The following is a 15,665-nucleotide window of genomic DNA, read 5'->3' as shown; positions in this document are numbered from 1 at the left end:
ACAGCGCGGATACGGTCGGCGCGGTCCGCATCGCCAAGTGCATCGGTGTCGCAAAACATGGTCCTCACCCCGCACAAAGGGTGTCAGATCAGCGCTGCGCGGCTGTTGCCAAGAACCCAGTTCCACGTGTCCGCGATGCCTTCGTCCAGGTCAATCGCCGGTGTCCAGTGAAAGACCTCCCGGGCAGCGGCGCAACAGAGCACGTTGGTTTTGATATCCGCCGCGCGCGCGGGCTTGCGGATCACATCGAAATTCCGCCCGGAAATACGGCGCACCTTTGCAATGATGTCCGACACGCTATGCGACAGGCCGCTTCCTGCATTGAAGATACCGGTTTCCTGTGCCTCCACAGTCCGGAGGCAGAGCTCCGCGATGTCGCGCACATGGAGATAATCTCTGCGGATCTCGCCATCACCCCAGATTTCGATCGGTTGATTATGGGCAACGCGCCAAAGCAGCGTGCCGATAAGGCCTTGCACGCCCACCCGCCCCTGACGCGGCCCATATAGGTTAGATGGGCGCAGGATCACAGTATTCAGCCCATGGCGCCGGGCCTCGATCTGCAAATAGTTTTCCACCGCGAGCTTGACTACACCGTAGGATGTCAGGGGGCCCAGCGGGTCCGCCTCGCTGCTCGGCCCACCGCGTTTGTCTTGATAGATCGCCCCGCCCGAGGACAGATATACCATCTTCCTCACATGGTGATGTCTCATCCGTTTCAGCAGCGGGAACAGCGACAACAGGTTGTTCCGAATGTCGGCCTCCGGGTCCTGATCCGAGGTTCCCGGCACCGTCGAACCGGCCATATGGATCACACATGAAACGCCGCTCAACGCCTGATCACAGGTCTCGACATCTGCCATATCCCCGGAGTGATAGGTCACATCATCATGTGAGGGGTTGAACCGGTTTGGAGACCGCGCCAGAACAACGACATCATGGTCCGCCGCACGGAACCTGTCGGTCACGTGGGATCCGACAAAGCCCGCGCCGCCGATCAGCAGAACCCGCATCTCAACGTGCCTCCCGGGATCGGGCAACACCCTCACCCCCCCGGAGCGTCGGGGGAATCCGGGGGCTCATTCCGCCGCCGGTCGCCGGGTCAGGGCGGCCACCTCTTTGACGCGCTGCTCAAAAACCTGGAGCTTTACGTCAGCTGATTTGCAGTAATGTGCGCTGCCTTCCTGCAGCTTTCGGTCGCAATGATAGACCCGCATGGGCCAGTCTGTCGGGAAGGCAATCCCCGGCCCCGCCGGTTCAGCAAAGAGCTGTGACAACTCGTCTTCGAAGTTGAACCAGGCGGTCTGGCTATCATGATAGACACCAAGATCGGGAAATCCCTTTACCTGCCGCGCACCAAGGGTGTCATAGACAAGGAAATGCGACGCGACCCGGTTGACCGACCAGACCCCGGCCTCCACATCCTTTGCCGCTTTTTCAAGCTTCCAGACCCAGCAGTCATGATCGTCCATCTGGTGGATCAACGGGCGCTTGGGGTGGCGCTCGAAAAACTGCACAAAGGCGTCAAGCGGGTCGAAATCAGGATCGGTTCGGAAAAAGGCGATATCGGCCTCTATGGTCAAAAGATACCGGGTTTTGTCGCTGAAAGCGTGCAGATGACCGTTGTTCGCCCCATCGCCTGAAGCGCAATTGGACTGCCGCTTCCGGAGCCTGACCTCGTCGACGCCATGCGCCTCTGCCAGCTGCAGGAACGCGTCGCGCGGCGCCGCCTCGACACCGTCAACGGTCAGGATGACGTCATAACCGCGTTTTGTTCCCGCACAGAGCTGCGCCAGATTGTGCGGCAGCGTTTTGCACAGGATCTCGATCTCATCATGACAGATGAAGTTGATCGTAAATTCAGGCCAGGTTTGCACTACCATCCCGCAGGTCCTTTCGATGAAACAGGCGCGTTGCAGGCCTCACGCGGTGCCAACCGGAAAAGCTCCTGCACCATGTCGCGAGCAACCGGCGCAACAATCCGGTCAATGGTGTCAAAGATGGCATTCTCCTTGGTCACGGGGATCGAAGGATGACCAACCGCCATGGCCATCGCCACGTATTTATCCGCCGTGCCCAGGTTCAGACGATTGTCCAGATCCCCCAGCGAAAAGGCATCAAAGACAACCTCTCCGCTCTGGTAAAGCTGGTCTGAGACGATCTGGGTGTATTTGTTGATCAACGCCCGGATTGGGTCGGCGGCGGTCACATGCATGCCCTCCGCTTCCACGCACCGCCGCACATCCTGCGGGTAAAAAACGAAAGCCGTCCGGTAAAAACTGCCGTCATTGAGCAATTGAAACCAGCCGCATTTGTTAAGGCGCCGCACCAACCGGTCGTTCAGCGCCTGCCGCCTTTCGACAAGCGCGCCGATACCCTCTACTCCCAGATGTTTGATCAGCGCCCAGAGTTTCAGGGAATGAAAGCCGCGCGAGCCATAGAAGGGCATGATCAGTCCCAGATCCAGACAGGACGGATCGCGAAACTTGTCCGGATAGCGGCAAATGAACTCCAGCGCGGCGGGGTCCTTGAACAAGACATAGCTGCAGGGGTATCCGACAAACAGCCCCTTGTGTGGATCGAGCGATACCGATTGCGCATGCTCGATCCCGCTGAGCCGGGCGCGCATCTTGTCAGAAAACAACAGATTTCCGCCGTGACAGGCATCCACATGCAGCCACAGATCATTGTCATCGCAGATCCGCCGCATCGCACTAATGTCGTCCAGGCCGGTCGTCCGGCAGTTTCCCGCGACGCTGACGACCATGAAGGGTTCGCAGTCGTCGTCAAGCTCGGCAATGGTCTGCTGCAGGGCGTCGGGGTCGGTGGTGTAATCGCTATTGGCTTGCGTCCAGACCAGACTGTCCTGTCCCAACCCCAAAGACAGGGCCGCACTGGAAAACGAGAAATGCTCGATCCCCTTGGCCAGAATGATCACCGGCTTTTTACGCAGGCTGCGCAAGCCATGCTGCTTGATCTGCGGAAATTTCGCGTGCAGCGCCACAAGCACGGCGACATGGTTCGACATGTTGCCACCAGAGGTCCAGAGCCCGCCCACATCAGCCAGGGTCAGGTTCGGCGTATCGATGGGGAGGTGGGAAAACCCGACCAGCTCACGCAGCCACTGGATCAGTTCCATTTCGATGAACATGCCCGAGGGCGCGCTGCGGTCATAGGCGATGAGGTTCTGATTCAAGAAAGTGCAGAGGATATCGGCGCCAAGGCCTGCAACCGCATTACCGGTATCGGGAAAGGCCAGATACCGCAGATCGCTTTGGGCGACCGACGTCCGCACCACGTTGGTTTCCAGTTCTGCCATCAGCCCATCCAGCGACATCCCCTGTCGGGGCAAGGGCTGTGCAAGATATTGGCGCATCACGTCTTCGCTCTGATATTCAAGCACCTTGCCGCCGCGCGCGCTGCCCTCAATGAAGGCCATGCCCAGTTCCAGCGCGCGGGTCAGAAACGCCTCCTGGCTCTCGGTGGGCGTGCCGTAGAGTACCGCTTGATCCAGATCATTCATGGAACGGCACTCCGAACTCCATCCGGTAAACGCAGTCGGAGCAGAAAGACCAGTCGCGGCCTTCGAAGCTGTCCCGCCTGAACCGCTGATAGGTCTCGCCCTGCCAGATTTCAGGCAGAGATGCGTCAGACAACCGCCCCAGCCGGTTGCTGTCGGAAGCTTCGAGGTTGATGCAACAGGGGGTCACCTCCCCTTTACAGGTGACAAAGGTCGCATCCCACGGCCAGGCGCAATGCATGGGCAGCTGCATTTTCGGATCGCCAATTCTGGTGTAGTCGAAGATTTCAACATCGAGCCCAAGGTGTTGAGCCACGGTCAGACCATCCTCGATCAGCGCAATGGTCTTTTCAGGATCACCGTGGAACAGGGACTGATCGTTCAGAGATTTGTCATCTGCCCAATGATGCATGCTTTCTACCGTCACCTCCCTGATCGAGGTTTCCGCGATGAACTGCATGGTCTGCGCGAACTGATGCAGATTGCCCTTGCCCAGGGTCACCGCAGCGGAGAGGCGCGTGGGCGTGCCTTCGACGATCTGTGCGGCAAGCCGCATCGCCTCCTCCAGCTTTTCCCGCGTCAGGCCGGAGCGGATCTGCATCAACAACTCGTCCGCTGCATCGACGCTGATCGCCACCTTGCCCAGACCCGCGTCCACAGCCTCCCGCAAACGGTGCTGGATTAGCACGCCATTTGTGTTGACTGACGAAAAAATGTCCCGTGTCGTGCAGGTTGCGACATAGTCTGCGAAATTTTTCAGCATGAAGGCCTCGCCGCTACCGACGAAGGAGACCTGCCGGATGCTCGGGGTGGAGGTCAGGATGTCCTGAAACTGGGCCACGCTCAGAATATCCCGGCTGGACGGAGTAACGGCCCGGGGGCAACTGGCGCAGGTCAGGTTGCACTTGTCGGTCAGTTCCACCTGCAGATACGTCAGATCGTTCGCCCGACCCGGTGTAATGCCATAGCGGTCCAGCTCGTTGGGGACGATGAAATCACGCGGATGAGCGACTGGCTTGATCTGGTTCATATTGATGCCTTCCGGTAAGCGGTTTCGATGTCGGTGATGAGGGTCTTGAAAGCGGGCAGCCCGGACGGCGTGGCGCGGCGCTGCGGATGCTGATCGCGGACCCGGGTCATGCAATCGCGCCACGCGGCCACATCACCAGGTGCCGCAAAATGCAGGTTTGCGAGGCCCCGCAGATGCGTGAGCGAGGCCACCTCGGAACAAATGACCTGAAGCCCGGCTTCCAACGCATAGGTCAGGATGGTGGGGTGATTTTCGAGCCAGAGACTGGGGATCAGCAGGCAATCCATCCCGCGCAACTCTCGCCCGATCTGGTCATGCGGCACCGGCCCTCGCCAGTCGATCCCTGCACGCTCCTTGTCGGCGGTGTCCGGGGCATCGCGATCTGTGATCAGCCGCAAACGAGACCTCGTATCTGTCTCGAAAAGCGCCCGGAATGCGGCCTGCGCAACGCCAATACCTTTCTCTTCGGAAGCCCGCCCGATGTAGCCAAAGGTATAGCTACCATCCGGGCGTGGGCCGTCGTTATGCCAATCCGGTTCGACACGATACGCGGCGCGGTCCTGCCGAAATGCGCAGGCCGGAACGGAAAACCCCTCCAGAACCCGCCTTTGATGCGGTGTCTGCACGTAGATGCCCGCAGGTCTCTTTGACAGGACCCCGATATTGCGCTGACGCCAGTCGACAATCTGGCGTTCTGCGGCGGTGGTTTTGTCATTGGACCCGAGGCAGGCGAGGCAGGTCTGTGGCGCGACATCGCCGCTGCAGATCTCGCCCGTCACCTGATTGCGCAGCTGATAGTCCGGACAGACTGCGGTGTAATCCGTCAGCGTTACAAACAGCGGCACCTGCGCCAATGCCTCCAGCTCCAGAAACCGCAGCCCGATCCGCGCGAAGTGAAACAGATGCACCGCGTCAAAGCTGCGACCGTCGCCAAATCGTTGCAGACAACGCGCGGCACGGTCCTTTTGCACGGCCTCCATCCGGCGCCAGTCCAAGGGGTAGCCGGGCGTGTTTTCAGCCGGTATTTCCCATTCCTCGATCCCATCGGGGCGGTGGCGCCGCGACGGGGCGCAGGTGGCATCGGGGCCTGCTGCAAGCCACACGACCTGGTGCCCCCGATGCTGCAATGCGAAGGCCGTGTCATTGGCGAGTATCTCCGTCCCCCCAATGGAATGGCGTGGAAATCGATGTGAGACGATCAGGATACGCATCCCACGCCCTAACAAACGTTTTGCTGCAGGCCGCGCCATTCCGTGAGCGAAACCATGTCCACATAGGGGCTGGCATTCAACGTTTCACGATCCTGCGGCAATCGCCAAAGGGGAGCCTCCAGCGCCAGGGGTCCGTCCCGCAGCCCGTCCAGTACCGCGAAGGGTTCTGCACGAATGAGGTCCACCGTGCGGCCATCCTTCAAATGAACTGTCATGTTCAGACCGATCGCACCCTCTGCCCCATCCAACAAGGCGGGCAAATCAAGCGATACCGCCCAAGGTCCCAGTGGCCTGGCGCTCTCCGCCGCCACCGGTATCTCGGTCGGTTCAGCATAGGGAACGGCGCGGAACGCCCCGTCCATTGGCGGTATCGTCAGCCGAAACTGATCCCCCCCCGACCAGAACAGTCTACGGCCGAAAACATCGCGGGAGAAAGCGGGCAGATCAGCCATCAGCACAGGATCATTCGTCAGATCGACCAGCCAAATCTCGATCTGATCCAGTTGCCCTGCTCCTGCAGCGTCGAATTGCAGGTTCAACCGGCCGTCTTTCTGAGCAAACCGCAGGTTCAGCGCTTCATCCTGACCTGCGAGCGCGCCGCGCAGGTGGTGGCGTGTCATCAGGTTTGTCTCGCCTGTACCGGGACGCAGTCGCGCAGCGGGATGGTAGGGATCATGCTCGGAAACGGACAGCCGTTCGACCGGCAGGTGAAAGGGGATATCCAGCGCCGCCAGCGTATCCGGCGCCTTGATGGCCAGATGCTCGTAAAGCCGCAGGGCCTCGCTCACCAGATGGCGGATCAGCTGGCATTTTGCCGCGTCGGGGGCGTCAATCGCGCCATTGGCCAGAACGGCCTGATAATAACATCCGCCGCCGCAGACATATTTCGCCCAGCACGACCGGCAGGGCTCGCGGGAATCGACCGTCAGTGCGCGGTAGGCATCTCTTTTCTCTTCATCAAACCCATCTTGGACGGTGCCGATCTCATGGCCTTTCTTTCCGATGAAATGCGCGCAGGGAAAGAGATTGCCGTCGGTGTCGACATAGGCACCGCTCTTGCCCGCGCCACAGCGATAGATGTTACGCGTCCGCTTCACGACGCGCAGGAAGAAGCGCATGAAGAAGTCCTCGCCATTGAGCGCGGCGAGGTAGCGCAATCTGTCCTCCGTCGGAGCGGCCAGCAGAAAGTCAACGAAATCCGTGTATCCCCGGCAAAAATCATCGACGGTCTCAGGGTTTAGCCCGTCCGGATCGTCAGGCGGCAGATTGACCGGTTTGATGTAAATCGACCGAAAGCCAAGCTCCTCATAGAGGTGTCGGAAAACCAGCGTGATATCGGTACAGCGGTGGGTGATCACCGCCGTTGCGCCGATATCGGGATGCCGTGCCAGCACCTTGTCGATGAGCGGCACCAGTTCATCATAGGTGCCCCGACCGTCCACATATGGGCGTACCGCGTCATGTACCTCACGCGGACCATCGCAGCTGATGTCCTGCGGCGGGCCCATTGCCGCCTCCAGGCCGATATCATCCGACAGGGTGCCATTGGTGGTGTTGGGACCCACGCTGACCGACCGCAGGGGCAGAGGCGCGGTGCGCGCGCGAATTTTCTCCCTCAGGTCCGCGTGCATCTTGTGACGCAGAAAAGTCTCGCCGGTCAGACCGAAATCGATCCGGGCGTGTCGGGTCTTCCCCGCGATTTCCTCGACGAAGAAGTCGACAGCATCAAGTGCCGTGCTTTTCTTCATGTTCAGCGGACGGCCATCGGCATTCATCCGCGCCCTGAAAGAGCAGTAGCTGCACTCCATGTTGCAGGCATAGGTCAGTGACAGCTGCAACTGCGGAAAGGTCTCCTTATAGGGCAAGGATTCCGGTGGGTCTGGCAGATCGTCCCGGATAAGGGCATCGCGCATGATGGTGCCGCTGAGGGTGTCGAACCAATGGCCGCTTTGCAGGTGATGGCCAAGGACGGGAATATCATTTGCGTCTTTCACTTATGTCTCTCCCAGATCTGGTCAGTTGTCTTTTTTGTGAGAGGCGGGCCGGGCGACCTGCGCTCTGTCGGAATTTCTGTCTTCTCAAGAAAGATGCGGCCCAACGGCCTGCGCCATGCGTTCCGCGGTGGTCTCGATCACGGCCCCGATGGAGCCTCCGGTCGTGTCATACCGATAAGCGATCCCGGCAGAGATCAACTCCAGCTCTCCGCCCCAGTTTGGTGCAAAGCGGCAGCCTAATCGGCGCAGGTCTGTCCGGTGCTGGTCCGCCATCTCACGGGTGACTGCCGTCAATGCGGCACGCGCTGGTGCGCTGGCTGCAAGCGCATTGCGCAGAACGTCCTGGTTCAGCGTGGCAATCTGGAATTCGCAATGATGGGCGCGCAGCAGCCATTGCATGTCATCTTCAATCGCCAGATCAATGCCACCCAGATCTATCAGCATGACCGCATCAGTGTCGCGCGCGCGTCCGGTCTGGACATTGGGATATCGGAACAACCGTCTCTTCCGACCGTCCAGCAGCTTTTCAAGAAAGGCGAAGTTCGGCACTTCGTCGCGGCGCCGCAGGCGCGGTTTGCCCATCACACGCGTGATGATGGCGTCAGGGGTAACGCGTTCGAGCGCATAAGACATATAGCTCATGGTCGTGAGACCAACGCCGATCAATGACAGCTCGACCTGCAGAAGTTCGGCCACATGGTCGGTGTCCTCGATGAAGGGCAGATCCTGTTTGGGGCGTTTGCACAGAGGGCGCGCCAACAGCGTGGCAGTCGTCATCGGCTTGCCGCGCAGCTCCGCCAGACTTCGGGTCTTGAAACCGGCATCCAGAACCGCCAAAGGCCGATTAGGCGCAAAGCCCAGATCATGCCTCTGCGCGACCCGGTGCAGATACTCAGACACCAGCACTTCCAACACGGCCTCGTCCAGGCGCAGCACCCCGGAAGCATGCCGCGCACGGCTGGCGCGCCTGTCCGGAAGGACACCGACACCCTTGATGTCGATCACCCTATGGTTGTGAAAATTCCATGCTTCTGGTGGGCTTGCACAGTCGATATTGACGATCGCCGCGCGCCCGTAATCGGTCGGTCGCAGCACATGGCGCCTGGCCTGAGAAACCGTTGGTTTACAGACCGTGTTGCGCGCCAGCATGCCCTTGGAAATGACTGCCAGCTGGTTGAGTGGCACTTGATCAGGGCAAATATCATCTGCTGTCCAGATGAACCGCGCGCCCTTCAAGAGCGACATTTCCTCTTCGAAGACATGGTTTCTGAAATTGAGAATCGGCCCGAAATCAGTTTCGACATCCCGCAAATCTGCGGCAGCCGCATCATCAATATGCGTCAGGACACTCATATATCGACCCCTTCGGAGGGTGAATTAACTCATTGATTAAAAACCAAGAAGGACGGAAGAATGGCCCTTCTTGATTTCAAACCCAAAGCGTGTGCTTCAGGTTTTCGACAGCCTATCGAAATCAGGCCACGTCTTCGCCGCCAACGGGATTGGTTGGGCTATAGCCGCCACCTCCACCGCCGCCGCCACCGCCACCGCCGCCACCATGGACGACACTGGTTTTGTGGTACTCCATTTCCTTCAGCAGAGTTTTAAGTTCTGAAGTCTTCTTCATGCACTCTCTCCATATTGATAGGTACAGGTGTAGCGTGCCGCCCAAAGAATTAAGCGCGGCACCCGTGAAGTCGAGCATTCGGAATGGAGACCTGTCAACGAAACGCGCCGCCGCTATGAAGCGGTAGCAGATTCACGCCAGGATTGAATATCTCATGAGCGCTACATCGCTTTCGGCACATTAATGCCGAGCAGCCGCAGGCACAGTTCGATCTGCTGCATCGCCACCCGCAACAGCGCCAGATGCGAGGCCGCCGCAGCGGGTGCGACGCCTTCCGACAGCACGCGGTTGGCCTGATAAAAGCTGTTGGTGCGATTGGCCAGTTTGTAGACGTGATTGGCGAGAAAGCTCGGTTTGCGCGCCTCAATCGTGCGGTTGAGCTGGGCCGCAAATTCATCAAGGCACAAGACAAGTTCGCGCCCGCCAGTGCCCATTGTGGTTGGCGCGCCGGGTTGCAATCCGTCCTTGGCCGCGTTTTCCAGCAGGGTTCTGACCCGCACACAGGAATATTGTATGTAGGGGCCGGTTTTGCCCTCGAATTGCAGGAACTGGTCGATGTCGAAGACGTAATTGCTTTCACGGTCATGGGACAGCTCGCCGAATTTGATGGCAGCCACGGCGATGTCTTCAGCAACCGCGGCATGATCTTCGGTCGGGACCGAACCGGCCGCCTCCAACCGGTCTCGCGCGGCCCTGTTCATCGTTTCCAGCAGATCGTGCAGCCGCATGACACCGCCGGCGCGGGTTTTGAAGGGCTTCCCATCGGTGCCGTTCACTGTCCCGAAAGGAATGTGTTCCGCCCGTGTGTCACCCAGGATACCGCATTGGTCTGCGGCGCCGAAAACCTGGCGGAAATGCATCTTCTGACGGGCATCGACGACATAGAGGATAATGTCCGGGTGATCCTGTTCGATCCGGTCCTCGATGGTCGCGAGATCCGTCGCGCCGTAGCCGTATCCACCGTTGCTGTTGCGCAGGATGAGCGGCGGCAGCTTCTCTGCCTCCGGCAGGTGAACCACAATCGCACCATCGCTCGGCTCGGCCTTGCCCTCTTCGACCAGCCGCGCCACCAACCCGTCCAGCGCTGCCTGATACCGGCTTTCGCCATACCACTGGTCGAAGGAAACGCCCAACCGGCCATAATCGCGCTGCAGGCATGCATTGCTGGTCTCAACAACCTTCTGCCACAGGGCGACGTATTCCGGTTTGCCCGCCTGCAACATGGCGGTCGCGGATCTGGCACGCTCACGAAAGGCCGTGTCGTCTTTCGAACGGGCGGAGGCGCGCGGATACCACTCCTGCAGATCGGCCATGGCGAGGGTGCCCTCCCCCTGCAACAACTGCGGGCGTTCGTCGGCAATCTGGCTGATCAACTGACCCATCTGCAGGCCCCAATCGCCAAGATGCACATCGCTGATCGTGTGGTGACCGGCAAAAGACAGCACCGTCTTTAGTGCTTGCCCCACAATGCATGACCGCAGATGCCCCACGTGCATTTCCTTGGCCAGGTTTGGCCCGCCATAATCGAGCAAAAACCGCTGCGGATCGTCATTGCGCCGCAAGAAGGCTTCCGGATCGTCAAGCGCCCGCGCCACCTGCGCGATGAGAGATGCATCAGACACGGTGAAATTCAGAAACCCCGGTCGTGCAAATTCGACCGAAAAAAGGTCGTTGTCCGCCAGATGCCCCATGACTGCATCCGCCGCGATTTGCGGGTTCAGTTTGTGCTGCTTGGCGACACGCAACAGACCGCTGCATTGGAAGTCGGCAAGGTCGGGCCGGTCGGACAGGCGCACCTCACCGGAGGCCGGATCATACCCGGCGGCGCCAAACGCGTCGCGGCAGATTGCATCAATACGGCGCAGAAGGGAGGTCATGCTGAGGTCATCGTCCATGTTGATATCGCCTCCAATTATGAGGAACGTCCTGCAGACGCAAGGCCTAACAAAATTAGCGGTTGCATGCTGCGATCACCACCCGGAAGCGGATGACCGCTGAACGCGGATCGGTCAGCTTGATCCGTTCTGGGGCGCGGGCCATAGTCCGCTGGTCAATTCTGTCGGAGCTAGCGTCTCACCGTGTTTCATAGGGATTACATTTTTGCCAATGCAGTCTCCGCTGCGCAAAACTCCCATCTCGCGCATCATGTAATCGCCGCCTTCGAGGCAAAGGGCGCGCATTTTCAGTGCGTGCGGGACACGGATGTCTTCGGCACGGACGACCGGTTTCGACACTTCCAATACGATGGTGTGACCCGAGTTGCGAAGGCCGGTGCCGCTCACAAAGCGCTGATGGAATTTCACAACGCTCGGGAGGCTGCAGCGCGGCTTAACGGTCTGCATCTTGGCGGTTGGCAGCTTTGCGTTTGCGTGCCCGAAGTGGTGCCGCTTGCGGATGGGCGGCTTGCGCTGACGGCCCCGGATCTCGGCCCGACGTTGCATCAGGCAGGCAAGGATGTGGTGACGCCCGATCTGGCGCAGCTCATGGTCGAAATGATCACAACATTGCGCAAGACGGGGGTCGAATGGAAGGGGTTCGCACCGCGCAACCTGATCTTGGACAGCGCCCGCAAAAAACTGCATCTCATTGATCTGGAAGATACTTTTTTCCACGATGAACCCTGCGCGACCGTGCGGCGATGCATCCGGCTGAAGTGGCGGTTGAATTGGCTGCAGCGCTTTCCAAGTGACGGTCCGCTTGACCGCTGCATTGCGTCCACGCCGATCCCTGCGACCACCTCGCCCAATGATATCGATGACTTCGAAAGGTGCTTTGTAAGGCTGGCGGATGGCTGTTGCGATCTGGACACGCTGCTGGGGTTGAGCGACGACGCCACCATTGTGGCGGAAAGTCCGCTGGCGAACCGACCCGATGGCGAAATGACCCCGATGGACGTCGGGCACTTTCTGGACGAACATCTGCCGCAGCCCGTCTCGGTCTTTGTGACCTTTGCGATGGCGTGCCTGCGTCGTGAGAATGTAGATGACTTCGCCCGCTTGAACGCAGATCTCTCCGCAAGGATCAAATCGTTCGGGAAGGGCTTTGGACGCACAGAACAGCGCGCGCTGTTGCTGTGCATTCTGGACGGCTTGACGCGGGATCACAGCAGAAAACTCGGCAAATGCCATGCCGAATATGCCGCGCTTTCAGCCGCGACAGGCTGGCAGGCCGCGGTGGACAGATCGGCCTCTATGGACCGGCTGCTGATCCAGCTGACGGCGGCGATTGGTTTTGCATTGCCGTTTCTGCCGCAGGCCGATCTGCTCTTGCGCGGCTCTGCCGGTCAGGCGGTGATGTCGCGGCAAAGCGACGTGGATTTCGAATTTTCATCCGTTGATCGCCCCGAGGGTCATCCCGGTCGGGAAGCGTTGCTATGCGACATGCTGGACCTGCTTGACGTGCCCGCTGAGGGATCGCAAGCACGCCCGACAGAGCCGGACCTGACCGGACCGACCGGACATTCACGCGACGCCAATGAATGGTCGCAATTGCGCATGCCCGGTGCTGGCGGGTCACGACCGTCTTGGCTTTTGAAGGCACTGCCCGATGCGACATCCTGGTGGGAAGGCCTGAGCCTTTACGAAGCCCTCGCGCCGCCCGCTGAAAAGCAGACGGCAAGCTATCTTTTCAAGGCGGCGCGCTCCACGCTGGCGCGGGCCGCAGCCCGGTACGGCGGGACAGACGCAAGGGCGCAGGAACAGCTTGCGCAGGTGCCCGGCCCTTTGGCTTCCCGATTGCGTTACCTGCTGGATCGCGCGCTTTACTTGCGCGAAGGTGGACAGAATGCGGCCTGTTCCGGTGACCATCTGGCCCGTGACATCACACAGCTCTGCAATGAAATCAGCCTGCCTGACCCTTTCGCCCCCCCACCGGCAATCGATGCGGATGACTGAGCCGTTTCACACCCAATTGGACCAGCTGTCCCGGCAAATTGATGTCGCCTATTACGAGATCTCCTACGCGCCGCCCTGGGAAGATACGAATCAGGATTTTGGCGACGCAGGGACGCTTCTACTGACCCATTTCGCTGCGGCAGGCGGCGCATTAGCCGAATGTACAGGTCAACTCGGCAAGGTAATCGAATTTCAGCACACCCCTGACGCATTAGATCGGGCAAATACCCGACTACGTGACGGGCACGTCGTAATACGTGCACCCAAAGCGACGAAATGGCGACACCTCATATTGCTCGCTCACGAGGTCACCCATGGCCTGCACATGATGCAGCCTGCCTACGACAGATCCCCCACGCTCTGGCGCGAGGTCGTTGCCTTTGTCGGCGAGTTGCTTTTTGCCGATCATCTGGTCGAGACGGGCGCCTTATCTGCTGAAGGCAGAACATGGCTGGAGGCGGCCTATTACAACGGCCTCTATCTGGGACCGCGCAACACTGATCTACAGCTCATGCTCGGTCAAGCATCGGAGTTGAACCCCGATGCGCTCTATCCCATCGCGCGCTGTTGCGCGCTGGAACTGCGACAGGGGCTGACACTGGCCGACCTGCCGGATCTGCTGAAGCAGGACCCCATGACGCTTGAGGCGGTTCATGACCATGCAAAGAGGTATTTGGATCGATGGATGGCTAGAATTTTCGACCACGCTGACACCACACGCTCGGATCAGACCCTGGGCCGCGAAATCCTCCACCGGCTCTGTACCGGGGGGCCGGACGTCAGCGTCGCGGAGGCCGCCACCGAGCTGCTGGGCAAGGACAACGCCAGCTATCTCGCCGCACTTGGCGATCAGTCCAGTATTGCACCGATTGCGGCAGGCGAGGTTTTTGCCTGGCGCCGGGTCTTTGTGGAGCTGGCCGATTGCCTCGCAGCCTACAGCCGGTCGAGCTATCACCGTCACCTCAAATTTCATTCCTTTTTCCGGCGCGAGGTACTGCCACCGCTGATCCTGCGCCAATGTTATCTCAGCCCGGGCCAGGGCCGCGCTGTCCCCGCCATCTTCAGCTGGGCTTTTCTGTCGACGCCGGTGGCCGATGATGTGGTGGGCTGTGGACGCGCCCTCGATCTGCATGAATGGCGGGCGGGGTCGCGCCTCTTTGTCAACGATTTCTATAGCGAAAAGCACCACACACGCGCCCTGCTCCGGCACATGCATACGATGCCACTGTTCAAAAACTCAGACCGTATTCTGGCCATTGTCCGCAACGCCGATGGTTCGGCCCGACGGGTCCGGAACATTTCGCTGGCACGAGTATGAGTTGCCGCCGCCGATGGTAAATCGTTTGATCCTGCATGTGGGCGATTGCAAAACCGGCACCACCTCAATCCAGGCCGCGCTGCGGGCCGCGGAGGCCGAAAGTGCAGCCCCCTCTCTTTTTTACGGGGCGCGGGTGAACCATAATTTTCTGGTCGACCCGCTGCTGGATCCCATTGACGCCTGCTCGGCCGACCAGGTCTTTGCCGACGCCGCGCGGACGCTGGCTGGCGCCAAAGCCGAGGTCGCCGTCATCTCTGCGGAGATGGCTGAATTTGTCGATCCTGAAGTGCTTGCCAGCTATCTGGAGCGGTATCTGGCGCAATGGCTGCCGGGTCTGACGGTGATCGCCTACGTGCGTCCCCATGGCGCACGGCTGTTGTCGGGATACGCCGAGAACATCAAGAAAGGTGATTACACCGGCAGCCTGCCCGACTTTCTTGATCATCTCACCCGGCGCGGCGATCTTTTCTACGCGCCGCGCTTTGGCAAATGGCGCGCCGTTTTCGGAGACCGGTTCATCCTGCGGCCCTTCAGCAGTGCAGATCTGACAGCGGGTTGCGTTGTGCGGGACTTTTTTGAGACGGCCTTCGACGCGCCCGATCTTCGGGCGATGCCGCAACGCGAGAATGAGGGGTTATGTCTGGAAGATCTGGCTATGCTGCGGCACATTCATAAAAATTGGCGCGCCCGAACGGGCGACAAAAAGGTCCCAGGCGCGGATGCCTTCGGCTGGAACATCCCATCCCTGCTGGCGGCCCGCCCGCGTCAACATCGGACCGCGTTGGCGCTTGATGTCAAGCTTGCGGAACGCATCGCGACGACGTTTTCGGACGACGCGGCACGCACGGACGAAGCCTTTTTCAAAGGCGCCCCGATGGTCAGCGCCTTTGAACAGATGCAGAAAACCGCCCTTCCGGTTGCCCAGTCGATTGAGGTCGAACATCATTTGAGCGCTGATGAAATTCGGTGTCTGGATATTTTTGCGGAGCTCTGCTTTCGGCAGATCGAACAGGACGCGGGCGGGTTCGCGCGCGCCATGCGCGACCTGCGACCCTGTGCGTGAAGACGGAGC

12 protein-coding genes are annotated in these 15,665 nt (G+C 59.9%); 3 read left to right on the top strand and 9 right to left on the bottom strand.

Annotation, left to right across the window (positions count from 1 at the left end):
• Positions 1–83: 83 nt before the first annotated feature.
• The 9 genes from Q1A20_RS10100 to argS form a co-directional block, all read right to left on the bottom strand.
• The gene (locus Q1A20_RS10100) at positions 84–1,013 is read right to left on the bottom strand and encodes an NAD-dependent epimerase/dehydratase family protein (protein ID WP_299916873.1); all 930 of its coding nucleotides are present in this window, start codon (positions 1,011–1,013) and stop codon (positions 84–86) included.
• 66 nt (positions 1,014–1,079) lie between these two features.
• Positions 1,080–1,883: a hypothetical protein gene (locus Q1A20_RS10095; protein ID WP_299407141.1), complete on the bottom strand. Its 804-nt coding sequence runs from the start codon at positions 1,881–1,883 to the stop codon at positions 1,080–1,082.
• Positions 1,877–3,523, bottom strand: a complete 1,647-nt coding sequence (locus Q1A20_RS10090) for a pyridoxal-dependent decarboxylase (protein ID WP_299407139.1) — start codon at positions 3,521–3,523, stop codon at positions 1,877–1,879. Before Q1A20_RS10090 ends, Q1A20_RS10095 begins: the two co-directional genes overlap by 7 nt.
• Complete coding sequence (locus tag Q1A20_RS10085; RefSeq protein ID WP_299916872.1) at positions 3,516–4,550, bottom strand: radical SAM protein; 1,035 nt, start codon at positions 4,548–4,550, stop codon at positions 3,516–3,518. Before Q1A20_RS10085 ends, Q1A20_RS10090 begins: the two co-directional genes overlap by 8 nt.
• On the bottom strand, positions 4,547–5,761 hold the full coding sequence (locus Q1A20_RS10080; RefSeq protein ID WP_299916871.1) for a glycosyltransferase: 1,215 nt from the start codon (positions 5,759–5,761) through the stop codon (positions 4,547–4,549). The genes Q1A20_RS10085 and Q1A20_RS10080 overlap by 4 nt, the downstream gene beginning before the upstream one ends.
• An 8-nt stretch (positions 5,762–5,769) precedes the next feature.
• Positions 5,770–7,755 carry an SPASM domain-containing protein gene (locus Q1A20_RS10075; protein ID WP_299916870.1) on the bottom strand — a complete coding sequence of 662 codons (1,986 nt, stop codon included), beginning with the start codon at positions 7,753–7,755 and terminating at the stop codon, positions 5,770–5,772.
• Positions 7,756–7,839: 84 nt separating this feature from the next.
• The gene (locus Q1A20_RS10070; protein ID WP_299407129.1) at positions 7,840–9,108 is read right to left on the bottom strand and encodes a hypothetical protein; all 1,269 of its coding nucleotides are present in this window, start codon (positions 9,106–9,108) and stop codon (positions 7,840–7,842) included.
• Between the two features lie 121 nt (positions 9,109–9,229).
• A complete protein-coding gene (locus tag Q1A20_RS10065; protein ID WP_298972986.1) occupies positions 9,230–9,382 on the bottom strand; it encodes a hypothetical protein in 153 nt (50 codons plus the stop codon).
• A gap of 161 nt (positions 9,383–9,543) precedes the next feature.
• Positions 9,544–11,277 (bottom strand): arginine--tRNA ligase, encoded by a 1,734-nt coding sequence (argS, locus tag Q1A20_RS10060; protein ID WP_299407126.1) that lies wholly within the window; start codon positions 11,275–11,277, stop codon positions 9,544–9,546.
• A gap of 183 nt (positions 11,278–11,460) precedes the next feature.
• Between argS and Q1A20_RS10055 the strand changes: the two genes are divergently transcribed.
• From Q1A20_RS10055 to Q1A20_RS10045, 3 genes are read left to right on the top strand one after another with little or no spacing between them, the layout of a single operon-like run.
• Positions 11,461–13,275, top strand: a complete 1,815-nt coding sequence (locus Q1A20_RS10055) for a hypothetical protein (RefSeq protein ID WP_299916869.1) — start codon at positions 11,461–11,463, stop codon at positions 13,273–13,275.
• Positions 13,268–14,593 carry a toxin-activating lysine-acyltransferase gene (locus Q1A20_RS10050; RefSeq protein ID WP_299916868.1) on the top strand — a complete coding sequence of 442 codons (1,326 nt, stop codon included), beginning with the start codon at positions 13,268–13,270 and terminating at the stop codon, positions 14,591–14,593. The genes Q1A20_RS10055 and Q1A20_RS10050 overlap by 8 nt, the downstream gene beginning before the upstream one ends.
• 13 nt (positions 14,594–14,606) lie before the next feature.
• A complete protein-coding gene (locus Q1A20_RS10045) occupies positions 14,607–15,656 on the top strand; it encodes a hypothetical protein (RefSeq protein ID WP_299916867.1) in 1,050 nt (349 codons plus the stop codon).
• Positions 15,657–15,665: the final 9 nt, after the last annotated feature.

Origin of the sequence: uncultured Roseobacter sp. (assembly GCF_947501835.1) — a bacterium.
Classification (GTDB): domain Bacteria; phylum Pseudomonadota; class Alphaproteobacteria; order Rhodobacterales; family Rhodobacteraceae; genus Roseobacter.
Note: the sequence above shows the minus strand (reverse complement) of the source record. Positions and strands in the feature narration are given on the sequence as shown.

Bases quoted from the DNA above. Each gene is read 5' to 3' on its own strand.
- Q1A20_RS10080 (WP_299916871.1), bottom strand. From the start codon at position 5,761: ATGCGTATCCTGATCGTCTCACATCGATTTCCACGCCATTCCATTGGG.
- argS (WP_299407126.1), bottom strand. From the start codon at position 11,277: ATGGACGATGACCTCAGCATGACCTCCCTTCTGCGCCGTATTGATGCA.
- Q1A20_RS10065 (WP_298972986.1), bottom strand. From the start codon at position 9,382: ATGAAGAAGACTTCAGAACTTAAAACTCTGCTGAAGGAAATGGAGTAC.
- Q1A20_RS10085 (WP_299916872.1), bottom strand. From the start codon at position 4,550: ATGAACCAGATCAAGCCAGTCGCTCATCCGCGTGATTTCATCGTCCCC.
- Q1A20_RS10090 (WP_299407139.1), bottom strand. From the start codon at position 3,523: ATGAATGATCTGGATCAAGCGGTACTCTACGGCACGCCCACCGAGAGC.
- Q1A20_RS10045 (WP_299916867.1), top strand. From the start codon at position 14,607: ATGGTAAATCGTTTGATCCTGCATGTGGGCGATTGCAAAACCGGCACC.
- Q1A20_RS10095 (WP_299407141.1), bottom strand. From the start codon at position 1,883: ATGGTAGTGCAAACCTGGCCTGAATTTACGATCAACTTCATCTGTCAT.
- Q1A20_RS10100 (WP_299916873.1), bottom strand. From the start codon at position 1,013: ATGCGGGTTCTGCTGATCGGCGGCGCGGGCTTTGTCGGATCCCACGTG.
- Q1A20_RS10070 (WP_299407129.1), bottom strand. From the start codon at position 9,108: ATGAGTGTCCTGACGCATATTGATGATGCGGCTGCCGCAGATTTGCGG.
- Q1A20_RS10050 (WP_299916868.1), top strand. From the start codon at position 13,268: ATGACTGAGCCGTTTCACACCCAATTGGACCAGCTGTCCCGGCAAATT.